The sequence below is a fragment of the Exiguobacterium sp. USCH10 genome (assembly GCF_037619445.1).
In the GTDB taxonomy this organism is placed as follows: domain Bacteria; phylum Bacillota; class Bacilli; order Exiguobacteriales; family Exiguobacteriaceae; genus Exiguobacterium; species Exiguobacterium aestuarii_A.
This window is the reverse complement of the sequence record NZ_JAQPZO010000001.1, coordinates 531,863-553,161: the sequence shown is the minus strand read 5'-3', so window position 1 is coordinate 553,161 and position 21,299 is coordinate 531,863. Positions and strand designations below refer to the sequence as shown.

Sequence of the window (21,299 nt, the reverse complement as noted above, 5' to 3'; positions counted from 1 at the left end):
ACAGGATTGGTCCTTTTTCATCTCCGGTTTTTCTAACATACAAGACTGAAAAGGTAAGTAATACAACCAAAAAAACTGTTAAGGAAGTAAAGAGTAAAGTGATGGAATGGTTGGATATGATTCTAAAGTGAAAAAAGAATTCAGAGATTAAAACAAAGACAAATAAAAAAGTTCCTGCTAACAATAAGTAGAAAAAAGTATTTCGGTTCGTATTCAAAGACAGAAACTCCTTTATGTGTATTTTGCACTACACATTTATGATCATTTTTAGAAGTGTGATATGACACTAATTGTACTTCATGTTACGAAAAATCATCAATCCTCTTTTGATTGAGGAGCAACCTGAAAGTTAACATCATATAGATGTCGGCTCCTGATGAATCAGCCGCATAGAAAAAATCTCTGTTGAAAGGCAACTTTCCCGGAGGAAATGCTGATGTTATTTTGCCAAACACCTTTTGATGCAAAAAGACGCCCCTCTCATAGAGGAACGTCTCGTCTATTGTGGTTATTCACCGACCATCCCGTCACCGTCTCGGTCGTCCATATACTGGTACAACCAATGATCACGCGTGATCGGCATCTCAAATCCAGCATTTTTCGCTTCTTTGATCGTCACTTGTCCGTTTCCGTCAATATCGATATCGGATAAGTCTCGCTCCTCGACCGGCTCCGTGGTCACGTCAGGTGGAGAGTCGTCCGTCAGTCCGAGTGATTCGTTCACTTCTTCTGGGTCCGCGTTATCATACGTATCCGTCACCGTGTTGCCTCGTACGGTATACGTATACTGGTAGCGGGAAGGAATCTGTGTCGTCGTGTTCGGGTAGGTAATGATGGCCTCAAAGTCTTTCGCACCGCCAGCCTTTCGAATGACATCTTCCATGAACGCCTGGTCCCCGTAACGATTGAGTGCACTGTTTTGTGGTGTGATGTTATAGGCGTTCGAGACACCACCGAGTGAATCGGCGATGATATGACCTTCATCGAGATTCGGGTCTTCGACACCTGGAACTTTCGCCTCGTCTGAATAATAACGACCAGAAGAATTGACGTCTTCGGTCTCATCGTCTTGAAGCGTGATTTCGTCGGCGATGACACGAATCAATTGACCATGCTCGTTCGTGAACGCCCAGTACTCACGGTCGCCGAAGCCGATATCGACGACGACATTCGCTTCACGTGTTCCGGACTGATCACCGCCATCGACCTCGATTTGTGTATAGCCTTCAAATAAATCTTCTTCCTGTTCAGGTGAAGGCGTCTCGGTGGTCTGTTCTTCTTGTGTCGGTTCCTCTTCGACGGTTTCTTCAGTCGACGTCGGGACGCTCACATCGGCATCCGTACAACCGGAGAGGAGCAGCACCCCAAGCAGGAATGGAATGTAAAATGGCATTCTTTTCATATATCTCGCTCCTTATTCGAAGTTACGCTGTCGTATTTTATATGTAGTCTATAATGATAGCATAAGAAAACAAGAAGTGAGCGTCCCCCTTCAAAATGTGCCCGACGGATTCCTCTCATTTGTGGATTCAGAAAGCTTGTGCCAAGATTGAAAAAAAGGGGGAAGAACGTATGAACGAAGTGATTGAGACATTATTGAACCACCGTTCCGTCCGTGACTTTACGGACGAGACATTAACAGATGAACAAATCCAGACCATCGTTGAGAGCGCCCAACGCGCATCGACGTCTAGCTTTATCCAAGCCTATTCTATCATCGGGGTGACCGATGAAGCGAAGAAGAAACGACTTGCCGAGATTGCGGGCAACCAGTCCTATGTCGTCGAGAACGGTCACTTTTTCGTCTTTTGTGCGGATTTGCATCGCCATGAAATGATTGGTGAGCTACAGGAAGCGGAAGTGTCTGCGACGCTTGAGACTGATGAGAAGTTGCTTGTCGCTGTGATCGACGCTGCACTCGCCTCGCAAAATGCGGCCGTAGCGGCAGAGTCGATGGGGCTCGGCATCTGTTATATCGGTGGCATTCGGAACGACCTTTTTGCGGTCAAAGAAGTGCTCGAATTGCCGGAACGGGTCATCCCGCTCTTCGGGATGGCGGTCGGTGTACCGGCCTCGGTCGAGGATCAGAAACCACGCTTGCCGTTCCATCATGTCTACCATGAGAATACGTATGAAGCGAATCCAGAACGGATGAAGCAGTCCCTTTCCGATTACGATGCGTTGATCCACGATTACTATATGGTCCGTGGCTCAAACCCGCGTAAAGACACGTGGACTGGACAGATGGGACGCATGTTGTCAAAATCGACGCGTCTTGACGTCAAAGACTTCTTGAAAGCACAAGGCTATTTGAAGCAATAAGATAAACCGCCGACAAATCACTGTCGGCGGTTTTGTCATGTTCAATTTACTTGAGCGTCGAGCCAATTCTTGTCGATGGCGCCGAATTGTTTCGCGATGATCACACCGGATTCATCGAGCACATATGTCGTCGGCATCGCCTGAATCCGGTACGCATCCCCGACTTGACCGTCACGGTCATAGACGACAGTAAACGCGTCTTCGTACGGTTCGACGAACGAGATGGCATTGTCCGGGTCACGTTCGCTCGTCGTCGTGTTGACGGCGACAATCGTCACGTCGTTTCGTTCATTCGCGAACGCCGCCATGTCCGGCATCTCTGCGCGACACGGAGGACACCAGGACGCCCAAAAGTTAACGACGACTTGTTGACCGCGTAACGATGCTAAGTCGAACATACTCCCGTCAGTTCGTTGTAACTCAAACGATGGGGGAATTTGCCCGATGTTTAGACCGGTCGATGCCGTCTCTGTCGTGATCGTTTGTGTCGCGCGTTCCGGTAGGGCAGCATTCACGACCGCAAGCAAGACGAGAGCACCGATACTAACTTGAATCGCTTTCTTTGAAGGACGAGCGAGATAGAGCGAAAGCCCGAACAGGATGAGGGAAATGCCCATCATCCACCATTTTACTTGTCCAACCGCATACGACTGAAACAGCCAGATACTAGATGCGCCAAGGACGGTCCAAAGGATGTGTCCTCGAGTCGGCGCATGCATCCAGCGCCACGTCATCCCGAATAGTACGAGGATAAGGACAGTACTCCATAGATGAATCGGTTGGTCGGGAAGAGAGAATACCGTCCCGTATACTGGAACCGCGAGCGTCATCCCGAGCCAGATGAGGAGCCCACTCAGCACCCAATATCCTAAAAGGTCTCGATCGAGTCGATAGACGAGCCAAAGGACAACAGCGGCCGCGATCCATTGAGACCATACGCCTCCTGTGGCGTAGAGGGCAAGAGAGACATCACGAGTCGTCAATAGACCGATGAGGATGGCGCTCCCTTTCCAGGCGAGAAATCCATAGAACCATGTACCGATGACGGCTTCACGTTGCTTACTCGTCAGACCGAGAAAGCGAAAGATCCCGTAAAGGATACCAAGGCTTACTAAAAAAATGAGTAAATCGACACGAATGTTAAGTGGACCGATAGCGACCACGTCTTTCCCTCCTAAACAAAAGGCGCCCCTCTCGAAGCGGGCGCCATATTCATAGTCAGTATAACATTACTTGATTTGTTGAGCGTTCAAGACAGTCTTCATCGCGCCGTAGCCACCGAGGATGTTGTGGATATCTTTGTAGCCGAGCGATTGAAGGACACTTGCTGCCATGCGTGAGCGTACGCCTGACGCACAGTGGACCGCAATCGTTTGATCTGTCGGAAGACCTTCGTGATCACGCGTGAGTTTACCGAGCAAGATGCGCTCTGCCTTTTCGTAATGGCTCGCATTCCATTCTGTCGCATTACGAACGTCAAGGACGAAGACGTCACCTTTTTCTGCAGCTTCGATCGCTTCTTCTGCCGTCACGTCCGTATACGTTTCCGTCAAGAGTGAAGCGTCGAGCTCTTCGACCGGAACGATGAAGCGAAGACGGTCGAGACCGATTGATTGAAGGTCGGTCTGTACTTGATCGACATCTTCCTTACTTGCGATGAGTGTGATGTCTTTGTCGAAGTTGATGAGCCACCCAGCCCACGAGACGAACTTGTTGTTGTACGGGATGTTGATTGTCCCAGGTACGTGTCCGTTCGCAAAGTCTTCTCCTTTACGCGTGTCGACGACTTGCGTCTTTTCAACGAGTGTATCAAGGCGTTCTGACCCGACAACTTCAGGACGAGCGATGTTCGTCGTCACTTGAATGCCTTCTTTGTTCACTTTTTTCATCATCGCGAAGTAGTTCGGCGGTTCAGGTTGATCCGTCGTCAATTCTTTGATGAAGGCATCTTTGTCCGTCATTTGAAGCGCCCAGTTCGTCGCTTTTTCGTAACCGACCGTCGATGTTGGAATCGCACCGAGTGCTTTCCCGCAAGCACTGCCTGCACCGTGTCCTGGCCAGACTTGAACGAAGTCAGGAAGCGCCATGAATTTTTTGAGTGAATCAAACATTTGTTCCGCACCGATCGCCGTCGTTCCTTTCACGCCGGCTGCTTCTTCGAGAAGGTCAGGGCGACCGATATCTCCGACGAAGACGAAGTCTCCTGTAAAGATTCCCATCGGTTGTGTCTGGTTCCGGTCATACAGAAGGAACGAGATGTGTTCCGGTGTGTGACCTGGTGTATGCATGACTTCGAGTGTCACGTTCCCGATTTTGAACGTGTCGCCTTCTTTGACGAGTTGTGCGTCAATCTCTTTGGCAAATGCGTACTTCCAAGAAGCATCACCTTCGTCTGATAGATAGGCTTTCGAACCTGTGCGCTTCGCGAGTTCGAGTGAGCCCGATACAAAGTCCGCATGAATGTGTGTCTCGGCTGTTGCGACGATATTCATGCCTTCTTTTTTCGCTTCCTGAAGATAAGGCTCGATGTTACGGGCCGGGTCGATGACGATGGCTTCTCCAGTCATTTGGCAACCGACCATATATGAAGCTTGTGCTAGTTTTTCATCATAAAAATAACGTAATAACATGTGGATTTCCCCCTATGAATGAATGTAATGGTTTTATTCGACTTCGCCTTGCCAGCTCATCATCCCACCGTCGACGTTCGTGACATCGAATCCGAGTGAGTCGAGGTAAGCAGATGCGTTCATGCTGCGTCCGCCGGCTGCGCAAATAACGTGAATCGGTTTAGAGCAATCGAGCTCATCGACTTTTGCCCCGAATTCAGAAAGTGGTACGTTTTTTGCTTGTTTAATGTGACCTCCAGCATATTCATCTACCTCTCGCACATCGATGAGGTTGAGTGAGTCGTCAGCTTGAAGTAACGCTTCTAATTCAGTAGTCGTAATCGTCTTCATGAGTCTTTGATCTCCTTTTCATGTTTAAGGTTTTTGGCAACGAGAATGTTTCGTTGGCTTTAATATACCCCCTAAGGTATAATGAGCGCAAGTGAAAAGAATTGGAGGGGAAAACATGAAGAAAATTTCCTTATTTGTTGGGGTTTTGGCTGTTATGACGATTTTTATCTTTGTAATCACATCAGAAAAGGATGGAATCACGAAAATTGACGTTGAAACTCTACAAAACAAATTGGAAAACGAGGAAATAACGCTCCTTGACGTACGAGAATCGTCAGAATACGAGGGGGGGCATATTGAAGGGGCGGTGAACGCACCACTTTCTTCATTAGATGCAAACCAACTATCGTATCCGAAAGACGAACCGATCTATGTCATTTGTCGGAGCGGTAACCGAAGTGCTCAGGCTGTTAGTCGATTACAAGATGCAGGATATACAGAAATCTATGATGTGTCGGGCGGGATGATGGCTTGGGAATCGACTGAATAAGTCGAGAAGACGAAAATAAATGGAGGAATCTATATGGAGTTCGGGTTTATCATTACAATCTTTCTAATTGGATTTATCGGATCGTTTATTTCTGGGATGGTCGGGATTGGTGGGTCGATCATCAAATATCCGATGCTGTTATACATTCCACCGCTTTTAGGATTTGCCGCTTTTAGCGCACATGAGGTGTCAGGGATTAGTGCCATTCAAGTGTTTTTTGCGACAATCGGTGGCATTTACGCCTACCGTAAAGGTGGATACTTAAACAAACAGTTGATTCTTTACATGGGTATATCGGTTTTGATTGGAAGCTTCATTGGAGGATACGGATCGACGATTCTTTCGGAAACGATGATCAATGTCGTTTACGCCGTACTTGCGACGATTGCGACGATCATGATGTTCTTGCCGAAGCCACAAGTGGACGATATGCCGCTTGACCAAGTACAGTTCAACAAGGTGATTGCGGCCAGTTCAGCTTTTGTCGTCGGGATTGCAGCAGGAATTGTCGGAGCGGCAGGGGCATTCATTCTCATGCCAATCATGCTCGTCATTCTACGTATCCCGACAAAGATGGCAATCGCAAGTTCACTCGCCATCACATTTATCTCGTCGATCGGGTCGACGTTCGGTAAAATCATCACCGATCAAATCGTTTGGGGTCCGGCAATCATTATGATTATCGCGAGTCTGATTGCTGCACCAATCGGGGCGAATGTCGGGAAGAATATGAATACAAAAGCGCTTCAATGGATTTTAGCGTTACTCATCTTGGTGAGTACCATCAAAATTTGGAGTGACCTAATCGCGTAAAAAAATCACGATGCCTATATCCAGGCGTCGTGATTTTTGCATTATTTCGTAATGAAATAGTAGAGGAGTCCGAGTCCGATGAACGAGACGGGGAGCAAAATAATGTAGAGCCAAGAAACCATCGACCAGCTCTTCTTTTGGCTGTACGTGGAGCGGTCTTTCCCGAGTCCGACCATGATGGTAAAAATAAGTGCAATCAAACAGACGAGCAATGCTAATCCAATCGTGAGAGCCATATTGTCACATCCTTCTTAAGTGCCGTTACTTTCATCATATCGCATACAGTTGAGAGACTTGTAACAGAATGTTGAGTTTGTGTGACAAAGGTTAAGAAGAAGTGTCACACCTAGTGGGGTAGACAAGAAAAATCCCTCTTCATTCGAAGGAATCGAATGAAAAAGGGATTGAGTGTTTATTCCGCAAACGTTTTGCTACGGAACATAAACGCCGTGATAAGATAAAAGGCGATGATATGAAGGGCGACATAGAAGATGGAGAAGCCCATCGTGGCATCCATCGCTTTCATGAATTCTGGATTCACATCATAAATAGAAAGGTCTGTATGCAAGAAGACGATCCATTTTGCGAGTTCAGGTTTCCAGGCAACGAGAAGACCCCCGATGATACTTGAAGCGAAGTTCGCGAGCACCGTGAAACCGATGACGACGCCGACTGACTTGAAGACGACCGAGAACATGAGCGTCAAGAAGATGATGAAGATTGGTCCGCTCACACTGATGAGAATAGGGCGAACGACGTCCCATGTGACAGAGCCGTCTAACGTGAGTGAGAACCCGAACGCGACGACTAAGATAAAGATGAATTGAAGCAACATGACGAGAACGGCCATGACGAGTTTTGACAACAAGATGCGGTCTCGGGAATACGGACTCATCAAAAGATGCTTCAACGTATCAAATTTCAACTCATTCCCGACCATCTCGGCCGTGAAGACGATAGTAAAGATGCTGAGGAAGGCGATGGCGCCCATCGTTGAGAATTCAAAGAACGACGCAGCTTCCGGTGACCCATCTCCGCTCGCCAATACGGCATAGACGATGAGGATGATCGCGGTGTATACACCTAAGGCGACGTAAGGTTTAATCGTGCGGCGCCACTTCATCCATTCATTGCTGAGTAATGAACGCATTGTTTGTACCTCCTTCTTTTTTCGTCAATTTCAAGAATTGTTCTTCGAGTGACTCGTGTTTCATGCCGATCTGATAGACGGCGATATCACGCTCAATCAACTGTTTCAATAGGACGGGGATATCCGTCTCTTGACGTGGCACGATGAACGACTCGGCAGACTGTTGAACGATTTTTACATCGTCAAAGGCAAGGGCTGCGACATCGAGCGCATCGTTCATTTGTTCTTTCGCAACTTTACAGAGGATGACGCTATCGGCTTTCGTCTGACCGTCTTCTACTGATTTGATTTGTCCTTGGTCAATGATGGCAAAGCGGTCCGTGATCAATTCCATCTCACTCAACAAGTGACTCGAGATGAGGATGGCGATGCCTCGGTGATCCGCAAGGTGGCGTAAGTAATTCCGAAGGTCGGCAATCCCGGCTGGGTCGAGACCGTTTGTCGGCTCATCAAGGATAAGTACCTTTGGATTATGCAACAAGGCACGGGCGATCCCGAGGCGTTGTTTCATCCCGAGCGAATACTGTTTCACTTTCATATCGAGCTTTCCATCGAGTCCGACGAGCGCACCAAGTGCGTTCAAATCGACTTTCTTTAAGTTTGGGATCAAGTTCATGGCATGAATCAAGTTCTCACGACCGGTCATGTACGGATAGAACGCCGGATTCTCAACGATGGCTCCGATTCGGCTGAGTGCTTCTTGGCGGTTGTTCGCGACGTCATACCCATCGACCGTCACGGTTCCATGTGTTGCAGGCATGAGGCCTGTAATGATTCGGATCGTCGTCGTTTTCCCGGCGCCGTTCGGTCCGAGGAAACCAAAGATTTCACCCGGGACGACATCAAAGCTGACATTCGTCAATACCGTTGCTTTTCCCATCTTCTTATGGACATTTTGTACGGATAACATGTGGTCACCTAGCTTTCTTTTTTGAGTGATAGTGTTCTTCCTACACCCCCTTCTACGGGCTTGTTTGAAATAAGGTTTCATCTTTTTTTGAAATGTTTGAAACAAATCCGCTGAGACACAATTTATCGATAAGCAAAACTTATCGAAATAGTATGGACGAATTGTGAATTTGTAAGGGTCTTTCTAGCATGAAAGGTGTAGTATGAAGTTGAGCGTAAGAGGCAAGATTTGGTTTTGTTCACTAGGGTAAGAGAAGAGTGAACTGCTTCGGGCTACATGTTAAAATGAAAGCGTTCACAGATTGAACGTTTAGGAATGGATAAGGGGGATTTATTCAATGGGAGAGTCGTCGAATGTTCACGAGAAATCGCAAGCATTTTATGGTCCTAACTTAGGCTACATCATTGAACTGTACGAGCAATATTTGGAAGACCCGTCATCAGTCGATGATGAGACACGTCGTTACTTCGACGAGAACGGAGCACCAGAATCATCACCGACAGAAGTACCGGTCTCGGGCCCGTCGTTTGACTTAGAGAAAGTCGTTTCGGCGACACGTCTCGTCAACGATATCCGTGCGTTCGGTCATAAGGCGGCGGATATTTATCCGTTGAAAGACCATCCGCGTGAACAGGAATTGTTCGAACTGTCTCGTTATGATTTGACAGAAGAAGATTTAAAACAAATTCCGGCCCGTCTTCTTTCGGACGATGCACCGAAACCAAATGCGAGTGCCCTTGAGTTATTCCGTCACTTGCTTGACGTCTATACAGGGACGGTTGCAATCGAACTCCGTCACCTAGACGATATGGAAGAGAAGAAGTGGATTCGCCGTCAAGTCGAACAAGGCGCATTGAAACAAACCTTCTCAAAAGAAGAAAAGATCGAATTGTTCAAACGTCTAGCTGAGACCGAACTGTTTGAATCATTCCTGCATAAAACGTATGTCGGACAGAAACGCTTCTCCATCGAAGGATTGGATGCGATGGTGCCGTTACTCGACGCGATGGTCGGGGGACTCATCTCGAGTGGATCTGAACACATCAATATCGGGATGGCACACCGTGGACGTTTGAACGTACTCGCTCACGTACTCGGCAAGCCATACGAGATGATTTTTGCGGAGTTCCAACATGCACCGAACAAAGAATTGATTCCGTCTGAAGGGTCAATCGGCATCAACTTTGGTTGGTCAGGCGACGTGAAATATCACCTTGGACTTGATCGCAAAGTCGTCGAACAACAAAAAGAAGTACGTCTTAACTTGGCAAATAACCCGAGTCACCTTGAATTCGTCGGATCTGTCGTCGAAGGGTACACACGTGCCGCACAAGATGACCGTTCTGAAAAAGGATCGGCTGTCCAGCAGGATGATTTGGCAGCTTCAATCTTGATTCACGGAGATGCGGCATTCCCAGGACAAGGGATTGTAGCGGAGACGCTCAACATGACGAACTTGACGGGGTATCGTACGGGTGGAACGGTTCATGTCATTGCCAACAACACCATCGGTTTCACGACGGACCCGAACGATTCACGTTCGACACGTTACGCGAGTGATATCGCCAAAGGGTATGAGATTCCAGTCTTCCACGTGAATGCTGACGACCCGGAAGCATGTGTCGCCGTCGCAAAATTGATCAGTGAGTATCGTGCCAAGTTCCATAAAGACATCTTGGTCGATTTGATTGGGTATCGTCGTTACGGTCACAATGAAATGGACGAACCGATGAATACGAACCCGGTTCTTTATAAAGCGATCAAAGGACATCAGTCTGTCCGTCACGTATATGCCGAGCAACTCGAGGCAGAAGGCGTCATGACAAAAGATGAGAAAGCACAAATCGAGCAAAAGATCGAAGAGGCGCTTAAAGCAGCACGCGACCTCGTTCCTTCTGAAGAAGAGGATGCTGACATCGTCTTGCCGGACGCGGTCCATAAAGGATTCCCGAAAGTCGATACAAGCGTAGAACTCGAACTCCTCACGCAATTGAACGAAGAGTTGCTTGACTGGCCAGAAGGCTTCGGAGTCTTCCACAAACTTCAAAAAGTACTCGACCGTCGCCGTGACGCTTTCGGTGAAGGTGGTAAAATCGACTGGGGTCATGCGGAGACGCTTGCCTTCGCTTCGATTCTTTCAGACGGTACGCCGGTTCGTTTGAGCGGTCAAGATTCGGAGCGCGGAACGTTCGCCCAACGGAACATCATGTTGAACGATGTCGAGTCAGGGAAGAAGTTCTCACCACTCCATCAGCTGTCGACGGCGAAAGCTTCGTTCTCTGTCTACAACAGCCCGCTTTCAGAAGGATCAGTTCTTGGATTTGAATACGGTTATAACGTATTCGCTCAAGACACGCTCGTATTGTGGGAAGCCCAGTACGGTGACTTTGCGAACTCGGCGCAAGTCATGTTCGACCAGTTCATCTCGGCCGGTCGTGCGAAATGGGGTCAAAAATCAGGGCTTGTCATGCTCTTGCCACACGGTTATGAAGGACAAGGACCAGAGCACTCGAGTGCACGTATGGAGCGTTACTTGACGCTTGCCGGTGAGAAAAACTGGACAGTCGCAAACCTTTCGTCTGCGGCACAATACTTCCATATTCTCCGTCGCCAAGCTGAGATGCTCGGCAAAGAAGAGATTCGTCCGATGATCATCATGACACCGAAGAGTCTACTTCGTCATCCACTCGCGACGTCACCAATCGAGGCGTTCACGGAAGAGAGCTTCAAACCAATCGTTGAACAGCCAGGTCTCGGTGAGAACGCAGAGAAAGTCGAACGTCTCGTCTTCTGCACAGGGAAGATGGCGATCGACCTCGCGGAAGCGGTCGGCAAGTCAGAAGAGTCACTCGACTTCTTGCACATCATTCGGGTCGAAGAAATCTACCCGTTCCCGGTACGTGAGATTCGTGACGTCATCAGCCGTTATCCGAACGCGCGCGAAATCGTCTGGGTACAAGAAGAACCGAAAAACATGGGGGCTTGGACGTACATCGAGCCTCGCCTTGAAGCGGTCACAACGAACCGACTCGACGTTCGTTACATCGGTCGTCGCCGTCGTTCGAGCCCGGCTGAAGGAAATCCGACAGCCCATAAACAAGAACAAGCACGCATCATCCGTGAAGCACTCTCTCGCGACGTCGTTTCGAGCGGTGCAGGCACGAGCACATACCAAAAAGATCGTAAATAAGTTAAGGGGGAACTCATTGTGGTCGAAATTAAAGTACCTGAATTAGCAGAATCCATTACGGAAGGAACGGTCGCGACATGGCTCAAACAGCCAGGCGACCAAGTCGAAAAAGGGGAAGCCATCGTCGAGCTCGAGACGGATAAAGTCAATATCGAAGTCCCAGCTGACGAAGCGGGTGTGTTAGAAGAACAACTTGCCGGAGAAGGGGATACGGTTCAAGTTGGCGACGTCATCGCACGTCTCGGTTCAGGTTCTGGTGGCGGAACGGCTGTCGCGACGAAGACGAAGACAGAAAACGCGACAGAAACAAAGACAGAAGCGCCGACTGAGAAGAAAACGGAGTCTGTTGAAGAAGGCAAGAAAGTAGAGAAACGTGAAGAGCACGTCGCGAGCCCGGGTAAAGGGCCAATCGCAACACCTGCTGCACGCAAGCTCGCTCGTGAGAAAGGGATCGACCTCTCAGCTGTTCAAACGAACGATCCGATGGGACGCATCAATGTCCATGACGTTTCAAAACATGAAGACAAACCAGCTGTGAAAGAGCAAAAACCAGCTGCCGCAGCTCCAGCACCACAACCGGCGGCAAGTGGGAAAGAAGAAGAGCGCATCAAGATGACACGTCGTCGTCAAACGATTGCCAACCGTCTCGTAGAAGTGCAACAGACGGCAGCAATGCTCACAACGTTCAACGAAATCGATATGTCGGCAGTCATGGCACTTCGTAAACGTCGCCAAGAGAAGTTCGTGAAAGACAATGATGTCAAACTCGGCTTCATGTCATTCTTCACGAAAGCAGCGGTCGCGGCTCTTAAGCGCATGCCTTACTTGAACGCTGAAATCCAAGGGAATGAAATCGTCTTGAAGAAGTACTACGATATCGGGATTGCCGTATCGGCGCCAGACGGTCTCGTCGTCCCTGTCGTCCGTGAAGCGGATCGTAAAAACTTTGGTGAAATCGAGAAGGACATTCTTCACCTTGCGGATAAAGCGCGTAACAACAAGCTTGGTTTGAGTGACCTCACTGGTGGTACGTTCACGATCACAAACGGTGGCGTGTTCGGTTCACTTCTTTCAACACCAATCTTGAACGGACCACAAGTTGCTATCCTTGGAATGCACTCGATTCAACTCCGCCCAGTCGCAATCGACGCGGACACGATGGAAAACCGTCCGATGATGTATGTCGCACTCTCGTATGACCACCGAATCGTAGATGGTCGTGAGGCTGTAACATTCCTCAAGCACATCAAAGAGATGATTGAAGATCCAGAACAATTGTTGTTCGAGGCATAAGATACAGAGGAAGTACCCGCTCCGATATCAGGAGGCGGGTACTTTTTTGTTTAAGGTCATGAGTAAAAACCTTTTATTGGAATTTTTAGCAAGGTATATATGTTATCCTTGATGGAGAGAATCATTAAAAGGGCTTGAATGGTAAATGAAATGGAAAAAATGGTTTCCTTGGATGGGACTTGTCTTAGTAATAGTGGTCATTGCTACATATGCATTCTATCAGTATTGGATGGGGCCGAATCAAAGTGAGCTTGATCGGGACAATTTGACGGAAGAAGAGTATGAACGAGCACTTGAATTGATTGACATCATTAAAGAAGAAGACCCGCTCGGACAGCGTCAAAACGTGACGCGTCGAATTAATCCGCAGGAGACGACAGGACTCGTCTTTGACGAACCGAAGAAATTGAACAAAGGAAATCTCGTTGAAGCGATGCATCTGATGACGCACCAAAAGATTCTGGCGACGGAAAAAGCGGGTGCCATCCCGATGACGCATGACAATCTGAAAGAGGTCCGCGACTATTTAGAGTTGCTACGGGACAAGAATAAAATAAAGTCCGAAGATTATCGTCAACTCGGTCAAATCATCGAACGATGGGAACAAGCCATCTTTGATGAGATTGACAAAGAACAAGATCTTCTTCTAGAGGAGATGTACGCCGTCATCGGATTTTCGAACGGACTCGCGACACGCGCGGAAGAAGAACTGTTCATCTTGAATAACTTCGGTGAGGAATACGTGTATACGATGGACCTAGAGCCGATGCCAGAAGAGGAAGACAAGCAGGAAGACGTAAATACGGAAACAGAAGAGTAAGCAAAAAGGAGTTCATCAAGAACTCCTTTTCGTATTGGTGTCAATCATCATTCGAACGACTCATGGAACGAAAGCCGCTTTTTCCCACTCGCTTTTGACCGATATAAGGCGTCGTCCGCTTGTTCGATGGCGACATGTGGAGGTTCGGCTGGCGACCAAATCGATGCGCCGATGCTTGCCCCAACCGTCACTGAGATGAGGTCGAGCATCACAGGTTGTGAGAGCGTATCGATGATGGATGTCCCGATTTCTTGAATATCCTGAATTGAACGTTCATGTCTTGGGAACATGAGGAAGAATTCATCCCCGCTCAAACGGACCGGATAGATGTCATCGATTGTAAGTGTTCGGAGCCGCCGTGCGACTTCGACTAACAATTCATCGCCGACCGCGTGACCGTATGTATCGTTTACCGCCTTGAACCCATCGAGGTCGATATAAAAGAAAACGTATGGCTCTTTCGAAGTGTGCAGTTGATTCAACTGCTCACGTAAGGCCACACGGTTCGAGAGACCGGTCAGCGCGTCGCGGTTCGCAAGGAGCTCAAAGTGCACCCGTTCCGATTCTGACTCTGTGAGGGATGTGACGAGCGATTCCAATGCGAATGCGAGGGACTCAATCTCTTTAATTCCGGACTGATGTGGAAATTTATCTACTTTTCCTTGCTTCATAAGCGAAGCCGTCTCAGTAAATCGTTTCAACGGTCTCGTCACGACGGAAGCGAGTAACCAACCGAGGACGGCCGTCACAAGCGATGCGAAGAGACCAATCCATAGAATTCTCGTTTCTAACGCCTCGACCGGTGCGAACGCGACGGCTGCCGGTTGACGGACGACGACACGCCAACCGAGTCCAGGATATTCATCATACCCTTCCCCAATCGACATCCCCGTCAGATAGTCCTGTCCATCCTCCCATTCTTTCACGGAAGCTCCTTCCGTAAACGACACAGGGAGTGGTTTTCCGACTAGATCGTTTGGGCCGAGGAGCACCACGTTGTCTCGCTCACTGACGACGAACAAATCCGTATCATCGACTTGCTCATGGAGTGTCCGATTAAAATGTCCGAGTACTTCTTTTCCCCATGCCCAACTCAAGTGAGTGGCAAGCACCCCTTGAAATGTCCCGTCTTGAAATAGGGGGACACTGATGTCGACGAATTGGAGCGGTTCTCCCGTCGGATTCGGTAACAGTTCAGCTAAAAGGACCGCCTCGTGGACGTCACCGATGAAAGGTGCTTCTTTCGCTTCGAGATACACCGGACGCTCGGCGATGGATGCTTCTTCGAGTATGCCGTTCGTGGAAGCAACGACAGTCCCTTCCGCATCCGTGACACCCATCCAAGAGAATGCCGGAATGTTCGACTGAACTTGATTGAGCAGTCGTCGTGTCGCGTCCGGGTCTTCTAGGTCGAGCCCTTGTAAGAGTTGGACTTCTTGATAGCGTGACCACATATAAAAGTCGAGTTTGTCCGCCAATTGATGTGATGTCGTCGAGAGACGTTCCCCGATTTCTTGTTCGAGCGAATCAGATGCCCGATGACTGATCAGGGAGGTGAGTGCAATCGTCAGTAAAAAGACGAGCGTGGCGATGCTGAGCGCCAAAATGAGACCGAGGCGCATCGTAAAAGACTTGATCATGCGAGAAAAACCTCCTAAAGCTTGAAATAAAGACAATTATGAAAAACGAGTCGAACACATGATAGGTGAAAGAGCTTCCGCTATAATGAAAGACGAGTCGAAAAATAAATAGAGGTGAAGAGAATGAAAAAGAATCAATGGTTGGTCATCATGACCGTCGTCGCGGTCGCATTGATTGCATTGGTGTTCGTCTTGCTCAATCAAGATGAGCCGAAAACGGCCGACCGAGGCGATCACGTGTCAATCGAGGGACAACCGACACTCGGAGACTCGGACGCGAAAGTCTCGGTTGTCGAGTTCGGAGATTATAAATGTCCATCGTGTAAACAGTGGGGCGAAACGATCTATCCGCAACTGAAAGCGGATTATCTCGACAAGGAAGATGTCAGCTTCAGCTATATTAACGTCTTGTTCCACGGACAAGAATCGATTTTGGCATCCCTCGCTTCCGAGTCGGTGTACGAGCAAGACCCTGAATCGTTCTGGAAGTTCCATAAAGCGCTCTATGACGCGCAACCGGCTTCACAACAACACGACAACGCATGGGTGACAGTCGAGAAGTTGAAAGAAATCGCAGGTGAGACGACATCGGTCGACTTGGCACAACTTGAACAAGACCTCGGTGAAAACTCGACCGTGCTCGAAAAAGTCAGCACGGACGACGGGCTTGTGAAAGAGAACGGTGTTCAATTCACACCTTCAATCATGATTAACGGTGTGATGCTCGAGGACCCGTTCGACTACGAACAAATCCAACAGTTGATCGAGCAGGATCTATAAGATGAAGTCATTTTTCGAAAAATATGGATTGTATCTCGCTTGGCTCGTCGCGTTGACGGCGACACTCGGGAGTCTCTATTTCAGTGAGATTCGGGAGTTCGTGCCATGTGAGCTTTGCTGGATTCAACGCATCTTTATGTATCCGCTGACGATTATCCTAGGAATTGCCGTCTTCACGGACGATCGAGCGGTACGAAAATATGTGTTACCGCTTACTATCATAGGCGGTATTGTTTCACTTTACCATTACTTGGTACAAAAAGTGCCAGGATTTGCTGAAATTCAGCCTTGTGCACAAGGTGTTCCGTGCAGCGGTCAATACATCAACTGGTTCGGATTCATCACGATTCCGTTCCTCGCATTGACGGCTTTCACGCTCATCACCATCGTCATGTGGAATGTCAAAAAGCGATAAGGAGTTGGAACGTGTGAAGAAATGGTGGATCGGTAGTTTGATGACGATGCTCATCGTCCTAGCAGGATGCGGACAAGAAATTGAGGACCCGCTCAACTGGGAAGTCGAATCGTTCGAATACATGAACCAAGAAGAAGAGATGGTCAGTCTCGACGATTTAAAAGGGAAAGTGTGGATGGCAGACTTCGTCTTCACGAGCTGTGAGACGGTCTGTCCGCCAATGACGTACAACATGACGAAGCTGAATGGAGCGCTCGAAGAAGAGGGCGTCGAAGATGTGCAATTCGTCTCGTTCAGTGTTGACCCGACCGTGGACACTCCGGAGAAGATGAAAGAATTCATGAGTGGCTATGACCTTGCGAAAGCGGACTGGCAGTTCTTGTCGGGCTACTCGCAAGACGAGATTGAGACGTTCGCCCAAGAAAACTTCAAAGCGCTCGTCCGGAAGCCGGAAGAAGGTACACAAGTCGACCACGCGACGTACTTCTATTTGGTCGACCAGGAAGGGAAAATTATCAAAGCGTATCCTGGTTTCCAAGACGTCCCGACAGAAGACATCATCAACGACATTAAAATCTTACAAAAATCTTAACTGAAGACCTGTCCCACCAAAGCAGTGGGGGCAGGTCTTTTTGATTGATGAAACCTGCTATACTTGAGGGACTAAATCGATTTCCTTGAAAAGGGGTGGACGGGATGAAAGACGTCTTGATTCGATACATGAAACGGTTTACAGATTTGAGTGACGACGAGTGTGAGCGGTTGGTAGCGGATGTACCAATTGCCACGTTTCCGAAAGGGAAGATTCTCTTGCATCAAGGAGACGTCCCGACTAAATGCTATTTCGTACTGAGTGGCTGCATTCGTCAATATAAAGTCGACGAAGACGGGAACGAGCACACTGTCGATTTCATCACGGAAGAACAGAGTATTACCATATTGACGAAACATCATGCAGATGGACGATCACCGTATTCGTTAGCGTGTATAGAGGAATGTTGCCTCGTCGTCGGAGACCTTGCGACAGAGCAGAAACAATACGAGGAGAATCCTGTCCTTGAGGCGATGACGCGTGACATGATGCAAGAAGATATGGGAACGATGCGGGATACTTTCGCCTCGTTCATGTCATCCACACCGGAGGAACGGTATCAGACCATGATGGAGAAGAGACCCGACTTGGTTCACCGGGTCCCACAATATCAACTGGCGAGCTATCTCGGCATCACACCGGAGTCACTCAGCCGGATCAAGAAGCGGGCGACGCGTCACCTGCGGATTGTCGAGTGACATCATGTATAGGAAGTGTTCTTCCTTTTACGAGCAACCATACGGCAAAGGCCAACTCGCCGACGAACATCGGAAGCATGAGGGTGAGCTCGAGTCGAGTCGTCATGCTTTCAAGCGTGGGGAATTGGTAAAGGGCATGAACAATCGTATAACTGAAGCCGGCGACGACGAGTAAGATGCCAATCGTTCTTGGAATGAATTGGGTCCGCATCGCAATCCATCCGACTGCGATGAGGTGAAGACCGAACACGATCAAGCCAAGCGACCAAATGGTTTCAAATGACGTGACCGTTTCATACACTTGTCTAGCTGAAGTGGAAGTATCGAGGAGACGTTCGGCTTCAACGAGACGTAAAACGGCGAAGGCGAGAATGAGCGTATAGAGGAAGCGAAGTGTCCCGACAAGTAAGGCGAATGTAGTATGAAACGGTTTGAAGAAACGATATAGTCCGTAGGTGACAATCAGGTCTAGCAAGACAATGATCCCCCAGCCGATGATACCAAAACGGAACAGCGTCGGATGACTGACTAAGTTTTCATACGTTGTCATCGCCTCATTTTCGATGACGAGTGATTGGTAGACGTAGCCTTGCGCGAAAAAGGCGACGAGTGCCATGAGGACGAGTGCGATTCCAGACCAAAGCGCGGCACGCCGTTGTGAACGGACAGATGAATGGTTCATGAGAAAAAACTCCTTTCGAATGATCTTGTCTCCATCATAAAAGGATGGGAGCAGGTGCACATTGACTTAAGTCAAGAGCACGCCATTTTTTGAAAGATGAGTGAATCTGCATACTAACCGATATCAGATAGAGACGTGCACGTTATAATCAATTCAACGAACTTGTAGAAAAGAGGATCTAGATGAAAAAGACGATGTTGCTCTCATTAGTCGGAATGGCGGCCGTCACCGGGACGATTCTGACACAGTACAAACCACTTGGACGAAAACCGAAATCAATTCAATCCCCGAACCAGGTCAACGGAAAATTCCGTAATCAATACGAGACACCGATGAACTTTTCCGCAGAGGATATGGTGTCGATGGCTCGTGACTATCGTGACGTGACGTCGCTTCGTAAGCCGAGCGAACGGCTACCAATCGTGCCGATCGATTTTGAGGAGAAGACGGGTTCGAGCTTCACGAGAATTTACTGGCTCGGTCATTCGGCGCTCATGGTTCAAATGGACGGGAAGACGATGCTCGTCGACCCGATGTTCGGACGCAGCCCATCGCCGCTTCCGTTTGCCAAAAATGAGCGTTTCAGTGAAGACTTGCCGTTCGACCTCGAGGACTTGCCTGAAATTGATGTCGTCTTGTTGACGCATGACCATTACGACCATCTCGACTATGGGACGATCCTTGCGATTAAAGACAAGGTCGCCATGTTCATCGCGCCGCTCGGGGTAGGGAGTCATTTGAAACGATGGGGTGTCGGTGCAGAGCGAATCGTGGAGCGAGATTGGAACGAGTCGTACACGTTCGGGAATTGGACGTTCATCTGTACGCCGGCACGTCATTTCTCCGGTCGCTCGTTGACGGACCGCAACAGCACGTTATGGGCGTCATGGGTCGTCCTCGGCGAGACAGACCGGCTCTTCTTCAGCGGGGACAGCGGCTACGCGCCGCACTTCAAGATGATTGGTGAACAGTACGGACCGTTCGATTTCGCCGCACTCGAATGCGGACAATATGACGTGCGCTGGCCAGACGTCCATATGCAGCCGGAAGAGACAGCGCAAGCATTTCACGATTTATGCGCCGACCAGATGATGCCAATCCATTGGGGTGCGTTCACGCTGTCGTTCCACGATTGGTTTGACCCGGCGGAACAGATGGCGTCCCTCTTACCGAAAGAAGTTGTCCTCACTCCGAAGATTGGGGAGCGGATCACACTCGACGGTCGGAATGATACGACGACATGGTGGCGAGAACTCGAAGACGCAAACAAGCGATGACATCGGTCATCGCTTGTTTTTTTGTTAAGAGGATATCTTCTCAGCAGAGTCTTCTTCGATATGCAGTTTGTGTTTACGCGTATAGACGAGGAACGCGGCTGTCATCGCAATCGAACTGACTCCAAACAAAACGACCATGAGCTGAAGTCCGATCAAGTCGAGGAAGAACCCTGTCACGAGAAGGACGACTTGGAAGATAATCCGGTCGAGCATGTTTCGGAACGAGAAGAAGCGCCCGTGATATTCTTTCGGCATCCGTGTCTGGAAAATCGTGACCGCCGTCGGGAAGAAGCAACCGACCGAGAAACCGAATACGACGAACGCCGCGATCGACATGAACGGGATGTCTGCGAAATACAGCATCAGTTGTGCGACACCGATCAAAAACGAGAACGAGAATAGAATCGAGAACGCTGAGAATTTTTCGCCAATCCGTTTGATCATGAAGGCACCTGTCATGAAGGCGAGTCCTTCGGCCGTATAAATCCATCCTTTGATCGCTGTCGAATCCTGCAACTCACTGATGTTGATGACGAGCAAGTTGAACCCTCCGATAAAGAGGAGCGGGATGAGCGTCATGACGAGTGTCATGAAGATGACCGGGATTGATTTGATGATTGGGAAGACATCTTTGAAGCCGCTCGACGCCTTCGCATCGATCTTTTTCGCGGACGGTGTCTTCGATTCATCTAGCTTTAAGAAGAGCGTCGCGACCGCAAGCAACAGATAGGCGACGAGCGAGAGCGCATAGACGTTACGTAGCGAGATGAGCGTCAATAAGACACCGGCAATCGCCGTCCCGATGACGCGTGATAACGTCGAAACGTTCATATGGACACCGTTCAAGGCGAGAAGTTCCCGCTCTTTCACAATGAGCGGAATTGCTGCCTGTAGGGCAGGGAAGTAAAAAGCCGCTGACCCTTGTAAAATGATCAAAAAGACGACCATCCACACGACCGAATTCGTCTCGATGGCAACGAACATGAAGAGCACACTGAGCGCTCGGACGATGCTCGAGATGAGCATGATATTTTTCTTAGAGCCTTGGTCGGTCAAGCGCCCCGCGAGCGGACCGATGGCGACTCCGGCGAGTAAGCCAATTGCGAGAATGACCGCCTTCACAAAGTCAGATGGGACGCGGTCTTGCATGAATTCTAGGTTTCCGATGATGCCGAGCCACAGACCAAGACCGGCGACGAATTCGCCCGTCAAGATGATCCAGACGTTCCGATTTTTCCACATAGATGTAGTCCTCGATTCTTATATG

The 21,299-nt window shown here is 48.9% G+C and carries 21 protein-coding genes; 11 read left to right on the top strand and 10 right to left on the bottom strand.

The annotated features are described in order from the left end of the window. Positions 1–508: 508 nt before the first annotated feature. The gene (locus PQI28_RS02805) at positions 509–1,402 is read right to left on the bottom strand and encodes a DNA/RNA non-specific endonuclease (protein WP_339962489.1); all 894 of its coding nucleotides are present in this window, start codon (positions 1,400–1,402) and stop codon (positions 509–511) included. Positions 1,403–1,572: 170 nt separating this feature from the next. On the opposite strand from PQI28_RS02805, the gene nfsA reads away from it, so the two are divergent. Further along, positions 1,573–2,322, top strand: a complete 750-nt coding sequence (gene nfsA / locus PQI28_RS02800; protein ID WP_074032690.1) for an oxygen-insensitive NADPH nitroreductase — start codon at positions 1,573–1,575, stop codon at positions 2,320–2,322. A gap of 41 nt (positions 2,323–2,363) precedes the next feature. On the opposite strand, the gene PQI28_RS02795 is transcribed toward nfsA, so the two are convergent. The 3 genes from PQI28_RS02795 to PQI28_RS02785 form a co-directional block, all read right to left on the bottom strand. After that, positions 2,364–3,485: a TlpA family protein disulfide reductase gene (locus PQI28_RS02795; RefSeq protein ID WP_339962488.1), complete on the bottom strand. Its 1,122-nt coding sequence runs from the start codon at positions 3,483–3,485 to the stop codon at positions 2,364–2,366. 66 nt (positions 3,486–3,551) lie between these two features. Next, on the bottom strand, positions 3,552–4,952 hold the full coding sequence (locus PQI28_RS02790; RefSeq protein ID WP_339962487.1) for an MBL fold metallo-hydrolase: 1,401 nt from the start codon (positions 4,950–4,952) through the stop codon (positions 3,552–3,554). Positions 4,953–4,985: 33 nt separating this feature from the next. After that, positions 4,986–5,282, bottom strand: coding sequence for a rhodanese-like domain-containing protein (locus tag PQI28_RS02785; RefSeq protein ID WP_339962486.1), 297 nt, complete (start codon positions 5,280–5,282; stop codon positions 4,986–4,988). Between the two features lie 115 nt (positions 5,283–5,397). On the opposite strand from PQI28_RS02785, the gene PQI28_RS02780 reads away from it, so the two are divergent. Continuing rightward, positions 5,398–5,772: a rhodanese-like domain-containing protein gene (locus tag PQI28_RS02780; RefSeq protein WP_339962485.1), complete on the top strand. Its 375-nt coding sequence runs from the start codon at positions 5,398–5,400 to the stop codon at positions 5,770–5,772. Between the two features lie 33 nt (positions 5,773–5,805). Then, positions 5,806–6,585: a sulfite exporter TauE/SafE family protein gene (locus tag PQI28_RS02775; protein ID WP_339962484.1), complete on the top strand. Its 780-nt coding sequence runs from the start codon at positions 5,806–5,808 to the stop codon at positions 6,583–6,585. Between the two features lie 41 nt (positions 6,586–6,626). On the opposite strand, the gene PQI28_RS02770 is transcribed toward PQI28_RS02775, so the two are convergent. From PQI28_RS02770 to PQI28_RS02760, 3 genes are all read right to left on the bottom strand, one after another. Beyond that, positions 6,627–6,821: a hypothetical protein gene (locus tag PQI28_RS02770; RefSeq protein ID WP_214696058.1), complete on the bottom strand. Its 195-nt coding sequence runs from the start codon at positions 6,819–6,821 to the stop codon at positions 6,627–6,629. Between the two features lie 176 nt (positions 6,822–6,997). Next, complete coding sequence (locus PQI28_RS02765) at positions 6,998–7,735, bottom strand: ABC transporter permease (protein ID WP_339962483.1); 738 nt, start codon at positions 7,733–7,735, stop codon at positions 6,998–7,000. Continuing rightward, the gene (locus PQI28_RS02760) at positions 7,713–8,645 is read right to left on the bottom strand and encodes an ABC transporter ATP-binding protein (protein ID WP_214785354.1); all 933 of its coding nucleotides are present in this window, start codon (positions 8,643–8,645) and stop codon (positions 7,713–7,715) included. The genes PQI28_RS02765 and PQI28_RS02760 overlap by 23 nt, the downstream gene beginning before the upstream one ends. A gap of 337 nt (positions 8,646–8,982) precedes the next feature. Here PQI28_RS02760 and PQI28_RS02755 point away from each other — a divergent pair, with 337 nt between their 5' ends. The 3 genes from PQI28_RS02755 to PQI28_RS02745 all read left to right on the top strand — a co-directional run bounded on the left by PQI28_RS02755 (position 8,983) and on the right by PQI28_RS02745 (position 13,948). Beyond that, positions 8,983–11,835 (top strand): 2-oxoglutarate dehydrogenase E1 component, encoded by a 2,853-nt coding sequence (locus PQI28_RS02755; protein WP_339962482.1) that lies wholly within the window; start codon positions 8,983–8,985, stop codon positions 11,833–11,835. An 18-nt stretch (positions 11,836–11,853) separates the two neighbouring features. Beyond that, a complete protein-coding gene (gene odhB, locus PQI28_RS02750; protein WP_214696050.1) occupies positions 11,854–13,128 on the top strand; it encodes a 2-oxoglutarate dehydrogenase complex dihydrolipoyllysine-residue succinyltransferase in 1,275 nt (424 codons plus the stop codon). A 145-nt stretch (positions 13,129–13,273) separates the two neighbouring features. After that, positions 13,274–13,948 carry a DUF6241 domain-containing protein gene (locus PQI28_RS02745; protein ID WP_339962481.1) on the top strand — a complete coding sequence of 225 codons (675 nt, stop codon included), beginning with the start codon at positions 13,274–13,276 and terminating at the stop codon, positions 13,946–13,948. Between the two features lie 47 nt (positions 13,949–13,995). Here PQI28_RS02745 and PQI28_RS02740 read toward each other — a convergent pair whose 3' ends face one another. Continuing rightward, complete coding sequence (locus PQI28_RS02740) at positions 13,996–15,588, bottom strand: diguanylate cyclase domain-containing protein (protein ID WP_339962480.1); 1,593 nt, start codon at positions 15,586–15,588, stop codon at positions 13,996–13,998. 123 nt (positions 15,589–15,711) lie between these two features. Between PQI28_RS02740 and PQI28_RS02735 the strand changes: the two genes are divergently transcribed. The 4 genes from PQI28_RS02735 to PQI28_RS02720 all read left to right on the top strand — a co-directional run bounded on the left by PQI28_RS02735 (position 15,712) and on the right by PQI28_RS02720 (position 18,073). Then, entirely contained in the window at positions 15,712–16,368 is a 657-nt protein-coding gene (locus PQI28_RS02735) for a DsbA family protein (protein WP_339962479.1), read from the top strand. 1 nt (position 16,369) lies between these two features. Beyond that, entirely contained in the window at positions 16,370–16,783 is a 414-nt protein-coding gene (locus tag PQI28_RS02730; RefSeq protein WP_214875237.1) for a disulfide oxidoreductase, read from the top strand. Between the two features lie 4 nt (positions 16,784–16,787). Continuing rightward, the gene (locus PQI28_RS02725; RefSeq protein WP_339962640.1) at positions 16,788–17,375 is read left to right on the top strand and encodes an SCO family protein; all 588 of its coding nucleotides are present in this window, start codon (positions 16,788–16,790) and stop codon (positions 17,373–17,375) included. Positions 17,376–17,479: 104 nt separating this feature from the next. Further along, positions 17,480–18,073: a Crp/Fnr family transcriptional regulator gene (locus PQI28_RS02720; RefSeq protein ID WP_339962478.1), complete on the top strand. Its 594-nt coding sequence runs from the start codon at positions 17,480–17,482 to the stop codon at positions 18,071–18,073. Here the strand turns inward: PQI28_RS02720 and PQI28_RS02715 are convergent. Further along, complete coding sequence (locus tag PQI28_RS02715) at positions 18,033–18,755, bottom strand: DUF4386 domain-containing protein (protein WP_339962477.1); 723 nt, start codon at positions 18,753–18,755, stop codon at positions 18,033–18,035. The two genes, PQI28_RS02720 and PQI28_RS02715, sit on opposite strands and share 41 nt — an antisense overlap. A gap of 182 nt (positions 18,756–18,937) precedes the next feature. Between PQI28_RS02715 and PQI28_RS02710 the strand changes: the two genes are divergently transcribed. Then, the gene (locus tag PQI28_RS02710; protein ID WP_339962476.1) at positions 18,938–20,032 is read left to right on the top strand and encodes an MBL fold metallo-hydrolase; all 1,095 of its coding nucleotides are present in this window, start codon (positions 18,938–18,940) and stop codon (positions 20,030–20,032) included. A 24-nt stretch (positions 20,033–20,056) separates the two neighbouring features. On the opposite strand, the gene PQI28_RS02705 is transcribed toward PQI28_RS02710, so the two are convergent. After that, positions 20,057–21,274: an MFS transporter gene (locus tag PQI28_RS02705; RefSeq protein WP_339962475.1), complete on the bottom strand. Its 1,218-nt coding sequence runs from the start codon at positions 21,272–21,274 to the stop codon at positions 20,057–20,059. Positions 21,275–21,299 lie beyond the last annotated feature (25 nt).